The sequence below is a fragment of the Dyella sp. C11 genome, assembly GCF_003121485.1.
Classification (GTDB): Bacteria; Pseudomonadota; Gammaproteobacteria; order Xanthomonadales; family Rhodanobacteraceae; genus Dyella.
On record NZ_QAVX01000003.1, the window covers coordinates 160,283 to 175,719 of the forward strand.

The following is a 15,437-nucleotide window of genomic DNA, read 5'->3' on the forward strand; positions in this document are numbered from 1 at the left end:
GGCGGGCCACGGCGCGCGTCCACAACTTCTTCACGTGGTCGCGCGATTTGCGGCACAAGGGACCGAACCGCGCCGGGACTCGGTAAACTTCCGCTCATGAGGAAACCCGCATGAGCCAGAGTCAGGCCAACGATTGGCGCGCCCAGGCCGCCGAACTGCGCGACAAGATCGAACGCGCGAACTACCGCTACCACGTGCTCGACGATCCGGAAATCACGGACGCCGAGTACGACCGCGCCATGCGCGAGCTGGAGGCGCTTGAAGCGGCCCACGCCGAACTGGCCACGCCCGACTCGCCCACGCGGCGTGTCGGTGCCCGCGCCCACGGCGGTTTTGCCGAAGTGCGCCACGTCATTCCCATGCTCTCGCTCAACAACGCGTTCGAACAGGAAGGCGAGAACGATCGCGAACGCTTTCGTGAGATCGCCGAGTTCGAGCGTCGCATCGAGCAAACGCTGGATCGACGCGCTCCGGTGTTCTCGGTCGAACCGAAGCTGGACGGCCTGGCGATCAGCCTTCGCTACGAAGACGGCGTGTTCATGCAGGGCGCCACGCGCGGCGATGGCGAAACCGGCGAAGACGTTACCGCCAACCTGCGCACCGTGCGTGCCATTCCCCTGCGCCTGCGCGGCACCGACTGGCCGCGCGTGCTGGAAGTGCGCGGCGAAGTGATCATGCTGCACAAGGATTTCGAGGCCTTCAACGCACACGCACGTGCGCACGGCGAAAAGCCGCTGGCCAATCCGCGCAATGGCGCGGCAGGCTCGCTGCGCCAGCTCGATCCTGCCATTACGGCGCGACGCAAGTTGAGCTTTTTCGCTTACGCCGTCGGTGACGTCGAGGGCGGCGAGCTGCCTGCCACGCATTCCAAGACGCTGGCGAAACTGCGCGACTGGGGTTTCCCCGTGTCGCCCGAAGTGGACACGGCCAAGGGCTTCGATGGCCTGGTGGCGTACTACCGTCGCATTGGCGCCAAGCGCGACAAGCTGCCGTACGACATCGATGGCGTGGTCTACAAGCTGGACGACTACGAAGGCCAGCGCGCGATGGGATTCGTGTCGCGCGCGCCCCGCTGGGCGGTGGCACACAAGTTCCCGGCGCAGGAACAGACCACCACGGTCGAGTCCATCGAGATCAACATTGGACGCACTGGTGCGGCGACTCCTTTGGCACGCCTGAAGCCGGTGCAGGTCGGTGGCGTTACGGTGAGCAATGCCACCTTGCACAACGCCGACCAGGTGGCGCGACTGGATGTGCGCGTGGGCGACACCGTGATCGTGCGCCGCGCGGGCGATGTCATTCCCGAAGTGGTGCGCGTGCTGCCGGAGTTGCGGCCGCCGAACACGCATCCCTGGCACGTGCCCACGCATTGCCCGGTGTGCGGATCGGCGTTGCTGCGGGAGGAAGGCGAGGCCGTGTGGCGTTGCTCGGGCGGCCTGATCTGCGCGGCCCAACGCAAGGAAGCCTTGATCCACTTTGCCGCGCGTCGCGCCATGGATATCGAGGGTATTGGCGAGCGCTTCGTGGAAGCACTGGTGGATTTCGGTTACGTGCACACGCCGGCCGATCTCTACAAGCTCACGCTGGACGATTTCCTTGAAATGAAGCGCCGCGCGGACGAACGCGAGGGCACCACGCCGGAAACGGTCAAGCAGGGCAAGGTCGCCACCAAGTGGGCTGAGAACCTGATCGAGTCCATCGCGGCAAGCAAGCGCACGACGTTGCCTCGGTTCCTGTTCGGCCTCGGCATCATGCACATCGGCGAAAGCACGGCGAAGACCCTGGCGGGTTGGCTGGGGAATCTGGCGTTGATCCGCCGCATGCCGGCGTCTGTCTTGCGCGTGCTGCCGGATATCGGTGACGAGGTGGCGCGTTCCACCGCGGGCTTCTTCGCCCAGGAAGGCAACCAGAAGGTGGTCGACGAACTGCTCGCCTCGGGCATCGAGTTCACCGACGAAACCCATCCCTCGCCAAAGCTCCGCCAGCGCCTGGATCTCGCGGTGCTGCTGGATATGGCGGGTGTCAGCAAGCTAGGGCCCAAGAGCACCAAGTTGCTGGCGGAGCATTTCCGCTCGCTCGACAAGTTGATCGAAGCGGGGCAGGCGCACTGGCTTACAGCGGGTTTGCCTTCGGCGGCCGCCACCAACTTGAGTGCGTTTCTCGCCGACAAGTCCAGCCTGCGCCAGTTGCGCGAAGCCGATGCGGCGATGTGGGAATTGCTCGATGCGATTCCCAAGGCAACCAAATCGACCGCAGCTCCGCTGGAAGGGCAGACCGTGGTGCTTACGGGCACGTTGTCGTCGCTCAGTCGCGACGAAGCCAAGGAGCGACTCGAAGCACTCGGCGCGAAAGTGTCCGGCTCGGTATCGAAGAAGACCCATTTTGTCGTGGCCGGTGAGGCGGCGGGTTCCAAGCTCGACAAGGCACAGGAACTGGGCGTGGAGGTGTGGGATGAAGCACGCCTGCTCCAGCTGCTCGCCACGCACGAGGGCGGTGCATGAACCTGCACATGGCCGGACGCCTGCATCTACGCGCACGCCTGTATGCGCTGATTCGAGCGTTCTTCGCCGAGCGCGATGTGCTTGAGGTGGAGACGCCGATGCTTTCGGCGGCCGGCAACACCGATCCCAACATCGAGAGCTTCAGCACCACGTTCAGTGGCCACGTGGACGCGGGTGCACGTACGCGCTGGATGCGCACGTCGCCGGAATATCCGCTCAAGCGCCTGCTCGCCGCGGGCGTGGGCGACTGCTACGAACTGGGCCGCGTGTTCCGCAATGGCGAGGCGGGTGGTCGGCACAACCCCGAATTCACCATGCTGGAGTGGTACCGCGTAGGCTGGGACCACCGCCGGCTGATGGAGGAAACCATCGCGCTGGTGGAAGCCGCGCTGGCCATGATGGGCTTGCGCGCCGAGGTATGGGTCGAGGGCTATCGGCAGCTTTTCATCGACGAATTGGGCATCGACCCGGCGCACGCGCCCATCGAGCAGCTGCAGCTGGCCCTGGAAGAATTCAACATCAACCCGGAAGGCCTGACGCGCGACGACTGGCTCGATCTGCTGATCACGCATCGTTTGCAGCCAGCGTTTCCGCCAAACCGGATCACCGTGATTCACGACTATCCGGCCTCGCAGTGCGCATTGGCGAAGATTCGCCCCGGCGACCCGCCGCTGGCCGAACGGTTCGAGCTGTATCTGGGGCGTTACGAACTGGCCAATGGCTATCACGAGTTGAACGATGCCGCGGAACAGCGCCGTCGCTTCGAGCGGGACAACGAGGTGCGCCGGTCGCGCGGCCAGCCGGTGATTCCCATGGATGAGCGCCTGATCGAAACGCTGGATGCCATGCCCGACTGCGCCGGCGTGGCTCTGGGCATCGAACGCCTGCTGATGTGCCTGGTGGGCACGGATGCCATCGCCGATGTGCTCACCTTCCCGTTCTCGGAGGCATGACGGATGGCGTCGACCTTGCTGCCCGCTATCCATCACGTGGCGCTGATCTGCTCCGACTACGCGCGTTCGAAAGCCTTCTACAGCGAGACGCTGGGCTTTCGCGTTATCCGCGAGGTTTACCGGGCCGAACGTGATTCGTGGAAGCTCGATCTGGAAGTGTCGCCCGGGGTCAGCCTGGAGTTGTTCTCGTTTCCATTGCCGCCGCCGCGCCCCTCGCGCCCCGAAGCGCAGGGCTTGCGCCATCTGGCCTTCAGCGTGCCGGACATCGATAGGGTGATTGCCACGCTGACGGAGCGTGGCGTCACGTGCGAGCCCGTGCGCGTGGATGAATTCACCGACCGCCGCTTCACGTTCTTTGCCGATCCGGATGGTTTGCCGATCGAGCTTTACGAAGCTTAGGTTTCAATGCCGACATGAAAAAACCGGCGGCTGGAATGGCCGCCGGTTTCGTTGTTGCAAAGGGCGCGCTGCTCAGTCGTGCCAGTCGAGCAGATGGCGATAGATCAGGCCACCCACGACGCCGCCAATCAGCGGTACCACCCAGAACATCCACAGCTGGCCCATGGCCCAGCTTCCCTGGAATACCGCCACCGCCGTGCTGCGGGCCGGATTGACCGAGGTGTTGGTGATCGGGATGGAAATCAGATGAATGAGCGTAAGGGCAAGGCCGATGGCCAGCGGCGCAAAGCCGGCCGGTGCGAGCTTGTGGGTGGTGCCGTTGATCACGATGAGGAAGAACGCCGTGAGCACGAACTCGGCGAGCATGCAGGCCATCAACGAATACTGGCCGGGTGAATGTTCGCCGTAACCGTTCGAGGCAAAGCCGCCGGCGACCGGGTCGAACACGGGGCGACCGCTGGCGATCAGGTAGATCGTGCCGCCAGCCAGGACGCCACCCACCACCTGCGCGATCCAGTAGGGGATCACATCCTTGGCCGGGAAACGGCCGCTGGCCCACATGCCTGCGGTAACGGCGGGGTTGAAGTGCGCACCGGAAATATGACCCACGGCGTAAGCCATGGTGACCACGGTAAGGCCGAAGGCGAGGGCAACGCCCGCAAAACCAATGCCCACATCGGGAAACAACGCCGCAAAGACCGCGCTGCCGCAACCGCCAAACACCAACCAGAACGTACCGAAGAACTCGGCTCCCAAACGCTTGCCCATATTCATGGGGACTCTCCTTGCCAGATTTTCAGGGATGGACCCGGGCGCATCCGTGCGGGATTTCCACATCGATCCCGATTTGAAACAGGCTCTTGGTGCAGGGCCCGGGGCGGGCATAGGCTAGCAAAACCGTTTGTGGGGATAGCGTCTTCACACCCTGTAACAGTGAAGTGACACGCGCCGAATCGGCTTTCTCTTTGGGTATGCTGGCCCGTCGCTTTCATCTGGAACCGCAGGAACACCGATGACGCAAGCTTTCACGACCTCGCCGCTCGCGGCGGACGGCTCACGCCGCATGGATAGACGGGACATCCAGACCTTGTTCCTTGCCTCGCTAGGCGGCGCGCTGGAGTTCTATGACTTCGTGGTGTTCGTGTTCTTTGCGTTGCCGCTGAGCCATCTGTTCTTCCCCGCGAACATGCCGGCGTGGCTGGCGCAATTGCAGGTCTACGGCATCTTTGCGGCGGGATACCTGGCGCGCCCGCTGGGCGGCATCGTGATGGCGCATTTCGGTGATCGCCAGGGGCGCAAGCGCATGTTCACGCTCAGCGTGTTCCTGATGGCGTTGCCCACGCTGGCCATTGGCTTGCTGCCTGTCTATGCAAGCATTGGCGTGTTGGCGCCGCTGCTGTTGCTGCTGATGCGCGTGGTGCAGGGCGTGGCCATTGGTGGCGAAGTGCCGGGCGCCTGGGTGTTCGTGGCGGAGCATGCGCGCGCAGGCCGTGTAGGGTTTGCCTGTGCCTGTCTTACTTCTGGGCTGACAGTCGGCATCCTGATCGGCTCACTCACGGCAGCCTGGTTGAATCATCACCTGTCGCCCGATCAGATTCTCGCCTGGGGCTGGCGCCTGCCATTCCTGCTCGGCGGCGTGTTTGGTTTCATCGCGGTGTGGTTGCGCCGCTGGCTCAGCGAAACGCCGGTGTTCGCCGAGCTGCAGGCCCGCAAGGCGCTGAGCGAGAACATGCCGTTGCGCACGGTGCTGTCAGGGCACGGTGGCGCCGTGGTGTTGTCCATGTCGGTGACGTGGATGCTGACTGCGGCGATCGTCGTGCTCATCCTGATGCTGCCGACGCTGGTGCAGCACGCGTTTCAGATTGCGCCCGACGAGGCCTTCCTCGGCAACAGCATCGCTGCGTTTTGTCTTGGCGTGGGTTGCCTCGCGTTTGGATGGCTGGTCGATCGCATCGGCGCGCCGCTGTCCCTGCTGCTGGGCTCGATCGCGCTGGTGACCTGCACCTATCTGCTGTTCGCGGATCTTGCCGCTGGTGGCGCACACTTCCTGGTGCTCTATGCAGTAACGGGATTTCTGGTGGGCACGGTGGGCGTGGTGCCCACCATCATGGTCTCGGCCTTTCCCGCACCGATCCGCTTTTCGGGCGTGTCGTTCGCCTACAACGTGGCCTATGCCGTGTTCGGCGCGAGCACGGCGCCCTTGATCCAGTACCTGGGCAGTCGCGTCGGCCGTCACATGCCAGCGCACTACGTGGCGTTCACCGCGGCGATCAGCATCGTGGCTGCGTTGTGGCTGCTGTTGAAGGGAAAAGGCAAACCCGCTGGCTGAGAGCGGGGGTGGTGCCGGCGCCTGATGCGCCGGCACCCTGCATCAGGTGTTGTTGATGGTCGAGCCGGTAAGCAGGCCGCGCGCGAGCATGCTGCACTGCTTGCGGTAGAGGAGCAGCTGCCATTGGCGTCCACCCAGCTGGTGCCACAGCACGGCCGAGCGCACGGCGGCCAGCAGGTTGGTTCGCACCGTTTCCACCACGGCCGGCTGTTGCAGCTGCTGCGGGCTGCCGGTGAGCATGACGCGCGGCTTCAGCGTGGACAGCGTGTTGGCATAGAGCTCGGCAAGTCGCTTCACGACCTGGGGCGAATCCGGCCCGAAGTGCTCGACCTGGCGTTGCGTGGCCTGGATGCCTTGCTGCAGGCGATCAAGCAGCTCGCTGCGGCGCGAAAGGCTTCGTTCCAGTCGCATCACCGTGAAGGACATGCGCGTGATCGCGACGTCGCGGTTGCTCTCGTCCAGCAGGGTGATCAGCTGGCGCAGGCCAAGGCGTACGGCCGAGACATCGCCATACACGCCCACCACCGACGGTGCATCGATACGAAACACGCTGGCCATGCTGGCGGCCATGGCGATGTCGTCGCAGCGGCCGTCATTGGCCAGCTGTTGGGCGAGCGTGGTGGCCTGGAACAGTCCAGCCAGGGCCAGCACGCGCTCTTCGTTCATGGCGAAAGCTTCAAACACCGGTAAGGGATTCCGAAGTGACGGGAAGGGCGGCGACATCATTCCAGCCGCCGAAGGGGGCGTTGGTGCGGTCGATCACGGCACCGCCGAGACAGGCCTCGCCATCGTAGAAAACGACCGACTGGCCCGGTGTGACGGCACGCTGAGGTTCATCAAAGACCACCTCCAGCCCGTCATCGCGTACGAACACTTCGCAGGCCTGGTCGGCCTGGCGATAGCGTGTCTTGGCCGTGCAGCGGAAGCGCGCGGCCGGCGGTGCGCCGGCCACCCAGGTGGGCGGCTCGGCATGCAGGCGGCTCGAATACAGCCAATGGTTCTCGCCACCCTGGGCCACATAGAGCACGTTGTTGGGTACGTCCTTGCCCACCACGTACCAGGCGTCGCCACTCGCACCGTGCCGGCCACCGATGCCCAGCCCGTTGCGTTGGCCCAGCGTGTAATACATCACGCCCTGATGCTCCCCCACGGTTTCACCATCCGGCGTACGCATGGGGCCGGGCTGGGCCGGGATGTACTGCGCGAGGAAGCTGCGGAAATCGCGCTCGCCGATGAAGCAGATGCCAGTGGAATCCTTCTTGGCGTGCGTGGGCAGCGCGGCGTCCTCGGCCATGCGGCGCACCAGCGATTTCTCGATTTCGCCCACGGGAAACAGCGTGGCAGCCAGCTGTTCCTGGCCTAGCGCATGCAGGAAATAGGTCTGGTCCTTGGACGTATCCACCGCACGCAACAGCCGATATTTTCCATCGTGGAAATCCACGCGGGCGTAATGGCCGGTGGCGATCTTGTCGGCGCCCAGTGCGCGGGCTTCGTCCAGGAACGTCTTGAACTTGATTTCGCGATTGCACAGCACATCCGGGTTGGGCGTGCGGCCTGCGCGGTATTCCGCGAGAAAATGCTCGAAGACACCATCCCAGTAAGCCCCGGCGAAATTGCGCGCATGGAACGGAATGCCCAGGCGCCCGCACACGGCGACGGCGTCCTTGCGGTCGATGTCGGCGGTGCAGGGGCCGTCGCGGTCGTCTTCTTCCCAGTTCTGCATGAACAGGCCTTCGACCGCATAACCGTCCTTCTGAAGCAGAAGGGCGGCCACGGACGAATCCACGCCACCGGAAATGCCGAGCATCACTTTCACGGGTAACGATCCTCCACAAGCAGGCTGTGGAGCATGTCCAGCGGATAACGATGACCGGCAAGCCATGCATCGATGCTCATCAGCACCAAAGGACTGCGCAATGCGTCACCAAGTGCCACGATTTCGTCGCGGGTCATCCACAAAGCACGACGGATGCCGTCATCAAGCGGGCGATCCGCGTCATGATGCAGTGCCCGCGCAGCGAAACTGAAGCGCACCACGCCGTCGCCATGCTCGGTGCTGCGCCATTGATGGACACCGATCAGGTGCTCCAGCGCCACCGTCCAGCCCGTTTCCTCCAGCGTTTCACGCACGGCGGCGGTCACCAGGCTTTCCCGGTCGTCCAGATGTCCGGCGGGCTGGTTATAGGCCACGCGGCCGTTCACCTCCTCTTCGACCATGAGGAAGCGGTCGCCATCGGCAACGACGCAGGCCACCGTGACGTGGGGGCACCAGACTTGCAGGGGAACAGGGGAGGGATGGGCCATCGAGGACATATGGCGGCGATATCGCCACTGGAAAAGCCGTCATTGTGCCATCACCTGTAGGCGGTCTGCCTTTGACGGTCGGGCGGTATACTTTCCCTCAAGGAATTCTCACGTAAAACCATGGCTCACGAACCCGAACACGAACAAGGCAATAGTCACGGTCTGGCGCTGGAAACCTCCCGTCCGGAGGTGGCCCGACCGCCGCTCTTCCAGGTGGTGCTGCTGAACGACGATTTCACACCGATGGATTTTGTGGTCGAAGTGCTGCGTAGCTTCTTCAGCCTGGACCAGGAACGGGCCGTGCAGGTGATGCTGCACGTCCATACACGCGGGAAGGGCGTCTGCGGGGTGTTTACCCGGGAAGTGGCGGAAACCAAGGTGACCCAGGTGAACGAATATTCACGTGCTCATCAGCACCCTTTGTTGTGCACTATGGAAAAGCTTTAAAAAGCGACGAAATACGTGGTGAGGGCAAGGAAGGACGAAACGAAGCCGGCCCGCGGGCAGCGGACGGGAATAGGGCAGGACGGCGGCAGGTACGGTTTTCATGAGGCACCTGCGGTCCCGGGCACGATTCCTGCCCCTCTTCGCTGGCACGGATATTGAAGAGGCTTCCAGTACCCCCATTTCGTAGCTATCGCGGCGTTGCCGCCCTGCCACACAAGCGGAGTAGGTCCGGATGTTCAGCAAGGATCTCGAAGTCACCATCGGCCAGTGCTACAAGCAGGCCCGCGAGCAGCGTCATGAATTCATGACGGTGGAACACCTTCTGCTCGCACTCACCGAAAACCAGTCGGCCCTTGGCGCGCTGCGCGCCTGTGGCGTCGACCTGCCGCGCCTGACGCGCGAGCTGGAAAAGATCATTGCCGAAACCGTACCGGTACTGCCGCACGGGGACGAGCGTGATACCCAGCCCACGCTGGGCTTCCAGCGCGTGCTTCAGCGCGCGGTCTACCACGTACAGTCTTCCGGCCGTAAGGAAGTCACCGGCGCCAACGTGCTGGTGGCGATCTTCGGCGAAAAGGATTCGCACGCGGTCTATTTCCTGCACCAGCAGGAGATCACCCGCCTGGACGTGGTGAACTACATTTCGCACGGCATCGCCAAGATCGGCGACGAGCCGTCGCAGAGCATGCCGGGCTCCGAGCGTGAGAGCGAAGACGGCGAGCCCAAGGGCAATCCGCTCAGCGAATACGCCAGCAACCTCAACGAACTGGCGCTGGAAGGCAAGATCGATCCGCTGATCGGCCGCCAGGACGAAATCGAGCGCACCATCCAGGTGCTGTGCCGTCGCCGCAAGAACAACCCGCTGTACGTGGGTGAGGCCGGCGTCGGCAAGACGGCACTGGCCGAAGGCCTTGCCAAGCGCATCGTGGACGGCGACGTGCCCGAGGTGCTGGAAAACGCCACCATCTGGTCGCTGGATCTCGGCGCGCTGGTGGCCGGCACCAAGTATCGCGGTGATTTCGAGAAGCGCCTGAAGGCCGTCATCGGCCAGCTCAAGAAGCAGCCGGGTGCGGTGCTCTTCATCGACGAGATCCACACCATCATCGGTGCCGGTTCCGCGTCGGGCGGCACCATGGACGCCAGCAACCTGATCAAGCCCATGCTGGCTTCCGGCGAGCTGCGTTGCATCGGTTCCACCACGTTCCAGGAATTCCGCGGCATCTTCGAGAAGGATCGCGCACTCGCCCGTCGCTTCCAGAAGATCGACGTGGTCGAGCCGACCGTGGCCGACAGCTTCGAGATCCTCAAGGGCCTGCGTTCGCGCTTCGAGGAACATCACAACGTGGCCTACACCACGGAAGCCCTGAAGGCCGCAGTGGACCTGTCGGTGAAGCACATTCCGGATCGTCTGCTGCCGGACAAGGCCATTGATGTGATCGACGAAGCCGGCGCCCGTCAGCGCCTGCTGCCCGCCGATCAGCGCACGGGCAAGGTCGACGTGCCCGAGGTGGAATACATCGTCGCCAAGATGGCGCGCATTCCGGCCAAGCAGGTCTCGGCGTCGGATCGCGATGTGCTGAGGAACCTGGAGCGCAACCTCAAGATGGTGGTGTTCGGTCAGGACCCGGCCATCGAGGCGCTGGCGGCGTCGATCAAGATGGCCCGTTCGGGCCTGGCTGATCCGTCCAAGCCCATCGGCTGCTTCCTGCTCGCCGGCCCCACGGGCGTGGGCAAGACGGAAGTGACCAAGCAGCTGGCGATGCAGCTGGGCATCGAGATGATCCGCTTCGACATGTCCGAGTACATGGAAGCGCATTCGGTCTCGCGTCTGGTGGGTGCACCTCCGGGTTACGTGGGTTTCGACCAGGGTGGCCTGCTGACGGAAGCCGTCACCAAGCATCCGCATGCGGTGCTGCTGCTGGACGAAATCGAGAAGGCGCATCCGGATGTGTTCAACATCCTGTTGCAGGTGATGGACCGCGGCGTGCTCACTGACACCAACGGTCGCGAAGCCAACTTCAAGAACGTGGTGGTGGTGATGACCACCAATGCGGGTGCGCAGCAGGCGTCGCGTCGCGGCATCGGCTTCGTCAAGCAGAACCACTCGATGGATGCGATGGAAGTGATCCGCCGCAGCTTCACTCCGGAGTTCCGCAACCGCCTGGACGCGATCATCCAGTTCAACCCGCTGGACTTCGATCACATCCTGCGTGTGGTGGACAAGTTCCTGATCGAGCTGGAAGCGCAGCTCACCGAGAAGCACGTGAGCCTGGATGTGGATGCCGACGCCCGCCGCTGGTTGGCCGAGCACGGCTTTGATCCGCAGATGGGTGCCCGTCCGATGGCCCGCGTGATCCAGGAGAAGGTGAAGCGTCCGCTGGCCGACGAGCTGTTGTTCGGCAAGCTGGCCGATGGCGGCAAGGTGAGCCTGAGCGTGAAGGACGGCGAGCTGGTGGTGACCTCCGAAGCCGCTGAAAGCCTGCCGGCCACGGTGAGCTGAGACGGTTTCACGCAAGCAAAGAAAAGGCCGCGTTCAACGCGGCCTTTTTTATGCCTGCCCGCAAGCAGCTGAGCTGGCGGGCCTCCCTTTCGTGAAAAGCCGCGCACCGGGTGCGCTCCACGAAAGTGGCTTGGAATTACTTCATGCGGTACGTGATACGACCCTTGGTGAGGTCGTACGGGGTCATCTCGACCTTCACCTTGTCGCCGGTGAGAATGCGGATGTAATGCTTGCGCATGCGGCCGGAAATATGGGCCGTAATGACGTGGCCGTTTTCCAGCTGCACACGGAACATGGTGTTGGGCAGGGTCTCCTGGACCGTACCTTCCATTTCGATGACGTCGTCTTTGGCCATGCGTTCCGAGGGGGCTAGGGCAGCCGTCATGGCCGCGTAAGCCGTCGATTATGCCACGGAAGTTCCGATGGTTAAAGAATCATCAGCCAAAATGCTCATCGAGCTTGCGACGGATCTCCTGTTCCACCATCCCCTTCAGGGGGGACAGCATCATGCCCAGCTCGGCCGTGACCTGAATGGCGTCGGTGCCCACGGCAATGCTGCCGTTCACGCCCGGGCGCGAGAAGCGCAGCGTGTCGCCCTGCCATTGGCCTTCCATGCCGAACTTTTCCTGCATGCGTGCGGCCACCTTGTCGACCACCGCGCGGGCCTCGGTCACGGACAGCTGGTGCGGACGGCGGATATCGATCTTGGGCATGGCCATGTTCCTTGGAAGGCAAATGCGCATGGTAAGCCAGACGAGGGACCCGGGGCTGGCCCGATGTCGCCGTGCATTGCCTGTCGGAAAACGGCGAATAATTACGCAGGCATCTGCTAGAGTCCCGCCGTCCATCGACTGGTTCACAGATGCGCATCGAGTTTCCCAATTCGCCCCGAGAGGATTTTCACTGGGACGGCCCTGCGTTGCGCATCGGCAGTGCACCGGATAACGACTTGATTCTCGCATCGCACCAGGCGGGCGCTTATCACATGCGCATCCAGCTGGACCGTCGCGGCTGGGTATTGCAGATACTTCCGCAGGGCAACCGCATTTACGTGAACGCACGCCCGGTGCGCGAAAAAGCATTGCTGCGTGCGGGCGACATTCTCAGCGTGGGCGACTGCCGCATGCTGCTGCGCACCGACGAGGAACCGGCACACAACCTGCCGGTCACCATTCCCGCCGAAGGTCGCTGCACCGTCGCGCTGCGCGCGGTGGCTGGCCCCTTGTCCGGCCGCGTGCTTTCGTTGCAGGACCGCCTGGAGCTGGGCCCTCATGGCCGCATGCCGCTTGACCTGCCGCAAGGTGAGACCGCGGCGCTGGCCGTGTTCTGGCGCGACGGACAGCTGATGCTGGAAGCGGCACAGCAATCGGCCCGTTATCCCTTGCGCGTAACCGGCGTGCCGGTATCCCAGGCTGCGCTGCGCCCGGGCGACCAGATCGGGCTGGGCATGCACCGTTTTGTTGTCGTTGCGCCGGGGCTGGAGCCGGAGCCTGAGAGCGTGAGGCCCGAACCGGAACACGCGCGCCTGCCCGAAGAAGATGCCGGCCCGCGTGGCGAGGTGTGGTGGCTGATCGCCACCGCGGCGGTGCTTGCGCTGGGCATTGCGGTGGCGTTGCTGGTGCGTTTCTAAGGCCGGCAGCGGGCGAAAGCGCGACGCTTCATCATTGGTTGACGACGCGTTGCTGCGACGCGCCATAATGCGACGATCTTCCTTGTGCAGGCGTCGTCAGTGAGCAGACTCTGGAATTTCAGCGCGGGTCCGGCCGCGCTGCCGCAACCGGTTCTTGAGCGCGCCCAGCGCGAATTGCTGGATTGGCAGGGTTGCGGTGCCTCGGTGATGGAGCTGTCCCATCGCGGCAAACTCTTCATGGGACTTGCCCAGAAGGCGGAGGCGGACCTGCGCGGGCTGCTCGCCATTCCCGAGAACTATGCCGTGCTGTTCCTGCAGGGCGGCGCAACGCAGCACTTCGCCCAGATTCCGATGAACCTGGCCGCCGATGGCGACAGCGCCGACTACATCGTCACCGGGCACTGGGGCGAGAAGGCGGCCAGCGAGGCGGCGCCGTACGTGAAGGTCAGCGTGGCGGCGAGCAGCAAGGGTGAGAACTACTTGCGCCGGCCGCCACGCGACACATGGCAGCTCGATGCACGCGCCGCGTACGTGCACTACACGCCCAACGAGACCATCCATGGCGTGGAGTTCCACGACATTCCGGACGTGGGCGATGTGCCGCTGGTGGCGGACATGTCGTCGGATATCCTCTCGGGCCCCATCGACGTGTCGAAGTTCGGCCTGATCTACGCCGGTGCGCAGAAGAACATCGGGCCGTCTGGCCTGGTGGTGATGATCGTGCGCCGCGACCTGCTCGAACGCGCCACGCGTCCGATGGCGAAGATTTTTCGCTACGCCGACCACGCGGCGAACGATTCGATGCTCAACACGCCCAACACCTGGGGCTGGTATCTCGCCGGTCTCACGTTCGAGTGGCTGAAGGAGCAGGGTGGTCTTGCGGTCATGCGTGAACGCAATGGCGCGAAGGCATCGTTGCTGTATCAGGCGATTGATGGTTCCGGCGGTTTCTATCGCAACCCGATCGATCCGGCGTCGCGTTCGCGCATGAATGTGCCATTCACCCTGCACGACAACGCGCTGGATGCTGATTTCCTCAAGGAGTCGGAAGCTGCAGGCCTGCTGGCGCTGAAGGGGCACAAGGCGATTGGTGGCATGCGCGCGTCGCTCTACAACGCCGTGCCGCTGGAAGCCGTGCAGGCACTGGTGGCCTTCATGCACGACTTCGCGAAACGTCACGGATGAAACCGTTGCACGGTGCGGGGGTATCGGAGACTATCCCTGGTTCCCCGTTTGGACTTCTTTGCTTCCACAGCCGAATCACATGACCGACAAGAAATCCTCGCTTAGTGACGTGCGCGAGCGCATCGACAGCATCGACCAGCAGATCCAGCAGCTGATTTCCGAGCGCGCTGGCTGGGCCCAGGAAGTGGCGCGGGTCAAGGGCGAGGGGCTTTCGGCCATCGACTATTACCGTCCCGAGCGCGAGGCACACGTGCTGCGCATGGTGGTGGATCGCAACAACGGTCCGTTGACGGACGTGGAAATGGTGCGCCTGTTCCGCGAGATCATGTCCTCGTGCCTGGCGCAGGAAGACCCCCTGAAAGTGGGTTTTCTCGGGCCGGAAGGCACGTTCAGCGAACAGGCCGTGCGCAAGCATTTCGGCCATGCCGCCTACGGGCTTCCGCTTGGAAGCATCGAAGAAGTGTTCCAGGAAGTGGCCGCAGGCCATGCCGATTTTGGCGTGGTGCCGGTGGAGAACTCGGGGCAGGGCATGATCCAGGTCACGCTGGATATGTTCCTCACCTCCGACGCCACCATTTGCGGTGAAGTCGAATTGCGCGTGCATCAGTGCCTGCATTCGCTCAACGGCAAGCTGGAAGGCATCAAGCGCGTTTACGCGCACGCGCAGTCGCTGCAGCAGTGCAAGACGTGGTTGCGCATCAACCTGCCGGGCGTTGAATGCATCGCCGTCAGCAGCAATGCCGAAGCCGCCCGGCTTGCGCGTCATGCGGACGACGCGGCTGCCATTGCAGGTGAAACCGCCGGCCGCGTGTATGGTCTGAAGACGGTGGCCCAGGCCATCGAGGACCGCGCCGACAACACCACGCGCTTCCTGGTTATCGGTCGCTCGCTGTTTCCACCTTCAGGCAACGACCGCACGTCGCTGCTGATCACGGTGAACGACAAGCCCGGAGCGCTGTATCACGTGCTCAAGCCGTTTGCCGAGCACGACATCAGCCTCAATCGCATCGAATCGCGCCCGGCGCATTCGGGCAAATGGCAGTACGCCTTCTTCATCGACGTGTCCGGCCACGTCAACGACGAGCCGATGCAGGCCGCGATGAAGGAAATGGGCGAGGCCGCCGCGCAGGTGCGCGTGCTCGGCTCGTACCCGGTGGCGCTGCCCTGATAGCAATGCGGCCGCGAGAGG

At 63.7% G+C, this 15,437-nt stretch carries 15 protein-coding genes; 9 read left to right on the plus strand and 6 right to left on the minus strand.

What is annotated here, in order from left to right; genetic code table 11:
* Positions 1–110 precede the first annotated feature (110 nt).
* Genes ligA through DK366_RS04945 form a run of 3 tightly spaced genes read left to right on the plus strand, consistent with a single transcriptional unit; the run spans position 111 to position 3,853 of the window.
* On the plus strand, positions 111–2,501 hold the full coding sequence (gene ligA, locus DK366_RS04935; RefSeq protein ID WP_109124425.1) for an NAD-dependent DNA ligase LigA: 2,391 nt from the start codon (positions 111–113) through the stop codon (positions 2,499–2,501).
* Positions 2,498–3,454, plus strand: a complete 957-nt coding sequence (epmA, locus tag DK366_RS04940; protein ID WP_109124426.1) for an EF-P lysine aminoacylase EpmA — start codon at positions 2,498–2,500, stop codon at positions 3,452–3,454. The genes ligA and epmA overlap by 4 nt, the downstream gene beginning before the upstream one ends.
* Positions 3,455–3,457: 3 nt before the next feature.
* Positions 3,458–3,853 (plus strand): VOC family protein, encoded by a 396-nt coding sequence (locus tag DK366_RS04945; protein ID WP_198651423.1) that lies wholly within the window; start codon positions 3,458–3,460, stop codon positions 3,851–3,853.
* 72 nt (positions 3,854–3,925) lie between these two features.
* Here DK366_RS04945 and aqpZ read toward each other — a convergent pair whose 3' ends face one another.
* Complete coding sequence (gene aqpZ / locus DK366_RS04950; RefSeq protein WP_198651424.1) at positions 3,926–4,627, minus strand: aquaporin Z; 702 nt, start codon at positions 4,625–4,627, stop codon at positions 3,926–3,928.
* 238 nt (positions 4,628–4,865) lie between these two features.
* Between aqpZ and DK366_RS04955 the strand changes: the two genes are divergently transcribed.
* The gene (locus DK366_RS04955) at positions 4,866–6,182 is read left to right on the plus strand and encodes an MFS transporter (protein ID WP_109124427.1); all 1,317 of its coding nucleotides are present in this window, start codon (positions 4,866–4,868) and stop codon (positions 6,180–6,182) included.
* A gap of 42 nt (positions 6,183–6,224) precedes the next feature.
* On the opposite strand, the gene hflD is transcribed toward DK366_RS04955, so the two are convergent.
* From hflD to DK366_RS04970, 3 genes are read right to left on the minus strand one after another with little or no spacing between them, the layout of a single operon-like run.
* Entirely contained in the window at positions 6,225–6,848 is a 624-nt protein-coding gene (gene hflD, locus DK366_RS04960) for a high frequency lysogenization protein HflD (protein WP_109124535.1), read from the minus strand.
* 10 nt (positions 6,849–6,858) lie between these two features.
* Complete coding sequence (gene mnmA / locus DK366_RS04965) at positions 6,859–7,998, minus strand: tRNA 2-thiouridine(34) synthase MnmA (RefSeq protein WP_109124428.1); 1,140 nt, start codon at positions 7,996–7,998, stop codon at positions 6,859–6,861.
* Positions 7,995–8,486, minus strand: coding sequence for an NUDIX hydrolase (locus tag DK366_RS04970; protein WP_109124536.1), 492 nt, complete (start codon positions 8,484–8,486; stop codon positions 7,995–7,997). Before DK366_RS04970 ends, mnmA begins: the two co-directional genes overlap by 4 nt.
* A gap of 120 nt (positions 8,487–8,606) precedes the next feature.
* Here DK366_RS04970 and clpS point away from each other — a divergent pair, with 120 nt between their 5' ends.
* Both clpS and clpA read left to right on the plus strand, forming a co-directional pair.
* Positions 8,607–8,933 (plus strand): ATP-dependent Clp protease adapter ClpS, encoded by a 327-nt coding sequence (gene clpS / locus DK366_RS04975; RefSeq protein WP_109124429.1) that lies wholly within the window; start codon positions 8,607–8,609, stop codon positions 8,931–8,933.
* Positions 8,934–9,165: 232 nt separating this feature from the next.
* Complete coding sequence (gene clpA, locus DK366_RS04980; protein WP_109124430.1) at positions 9,166–11,433, plus strand: ATP-dependent Clp protease ATP-binding subunit ClpA; 2,268 nt, start codon at positions 9,166–9,168, stop codon at positions 11,431–11,433.
* Between the two features lie 136 nt (positions 11,434–11,569).
* On the opposite strand, the gene infA is transcribed toward clpA, so the two are convergent.
* Together infA and DK366_RS04990 are read right to left on the minus strand one after the other, a co-directional pair.
* A complete protein-coding gene (gene infA, locus DK366_RS04985; protein WP_019466733.1) occupies positions 11,570–11,788 on the minus strand; it encodes a translation initiation factor IF-1 in 219 nt (72 codons plus the stop codon).
* An 82-nt stretch (positions 11,789–11,870) separates the two neighbouring features.
* Positions 11,871–12,146 (minus strand): polyhydroxyalkanoic acid system family protein, encoded by a 276-nt coding sequence (locus tag DK366_RS04990; protein ID WP_109124537.1) that lies wholly within the window; start codon positions 12,144–12,146, stop codon positions 11,871–11,873.
* A 149-nt stretch (positions 12,147–12,295) separates the two neighbouring features.
* On the opposite strand from DK366_RS04990, the gene DK366_RS04995 reads away from it, so the two are divergent.
* The 3 genes from DK366_RS04995 to pheA all read left to right on the plus strand — a co-directional run bounded on the left by DK366_RS04995 (position 12,296) and on the right by pheA (position 15,416).
* A complete protein-coding gene (locus DK366_RS04995; protein ID WP_109124431.1) occupies positions 12,296–13,063 on the plus strand; it encodes an FHA domain-containing protein in 768 nt (255 codons plus the stop codon).
* A 99-nt stretch (positions 13,064–13,162) separates the two neighbouring features.
* Positions 13,163–14,248: a 3-phosphoserine/phosphohydroxythreonine transaminase gene (gene serC / locus DK366_RS05000; protein WP_109124432.1), complete on the plus strand. Its 1,086-nt coding sequence runs from the start codon at positions 13,163–13,165 to the stop codon at positions 14,246–14,248.
* A 79-nt stretch (positions 14,249–14,327) separates the two neighbouring features.
* Positions 14,328–15,416 (plus strand): prephenate dehydratase, encoded by a 1,089-nt coding sequence (gene pheA, locus DK366_RS05005; protein ID WP_109124433.1) that lies wholly within the window; start codon positions 14,328–14,330, stop codon positions 15,414–15,416.
* The last annotated feature ends 21 nt before the right edge of the window (positions 15,417–15,437 follow it).

What these genes read in the sequence shown, in the direction of transcription:
- DK366_RS04945 (WP_198651423.1), top strand. Translation starts at nt 3,458, where the DNA reads ATGGCGTCGACCTTGCTGCCCGCTATCCATCACGTGGCGCTGATCTGC.
- clpS (WP_109124429.1), top strand. Translation starts at nt 8,607, where the DNA reads ATGGCTCACGAACCCGAACACGAACAAGGCAATAGTCACGGTCTGGCG.
- hflD (WP_109124535.1), bottom strand. Translation starts at nt 6,848, where the DNA reads ATGAACGAAGAGCGCGTGCTGGCCCTGGCTGGACTGTTCCAGGCCACC.
- pheA (WP_109124433.1), top strand. Translation starts at nt 14,328, where the DNA reads ATGACCGACAAGAAATCCTCGCTTAGTGACGTGCGCGAGCGCATCGAC.
- infA (WP_019466733.1), bottom strand. Translation starts at nt 11,788, where the DNA reads ATGGCCAAAGACGACGTCATCGAAATGGAAGGTACGGTCCAGGAGACC.
- epmA (WP_109124426.1), top strand. Translation starts at nt 2,498, where the DNA reads ATGAACCTGCACATGGCCGGACGCCTGCATCTACGCGCACGCCTGTAT.
- clpA (WP_109124430.1), top strand. Translation starts at nt 9,166, where the DNA reads ATGTTCAGCAAGGATCTCGAAGTCACCATCGGCCAGTGCTACAAGCAG.
- DK366_RS04970 (WP_109124536.1), bottom strand. Translation starts at nt 8,486, where the DNA reads ATGGCCCATCCCTCCCCTGTTCCCCTGCAAGTCTGGTGCCCCCACGTC.
- DK366_RS04990 (WP_109124537.1), bottom strand. Translation starts at nt 12,146, where the DNA reads ATGCCCAAGATCGATATCCGCCGTCCGCACCAGCTGTCCGTGACCGAG.
- ligA (WP_109124425.1), top strand. Translation starts at nt 111, where the DNA reads ATGAGCCAGAGTCAGGCCAACGATTGGCGCGCCCAGGCCGCCGAACTG.
- DK366_RS04955 (WP_109124427.1), top strand. Translation starts at nt 4,866, where the DNA reads ATGACGCAAGCTTTCACGACCTCGCCGCTCGCGGCGGACGGCTCACGC.
- DK366_RS04995 (WP_109124431.1), top strand. Translation starts at nt 12,296, where the DNA reads ATGCGCATCGAGTTTCCCAATTCGCCCCGAGAGGATTTTCACTGGGAC.
- aqpZ (WP_198651424.1), bottom strand. Translation starts at nt 4,627, where the DNA reads ATGAATATGGGCAAGCGTTTGGGAGCCGAGTTCTTCGGTACGTTCTGG.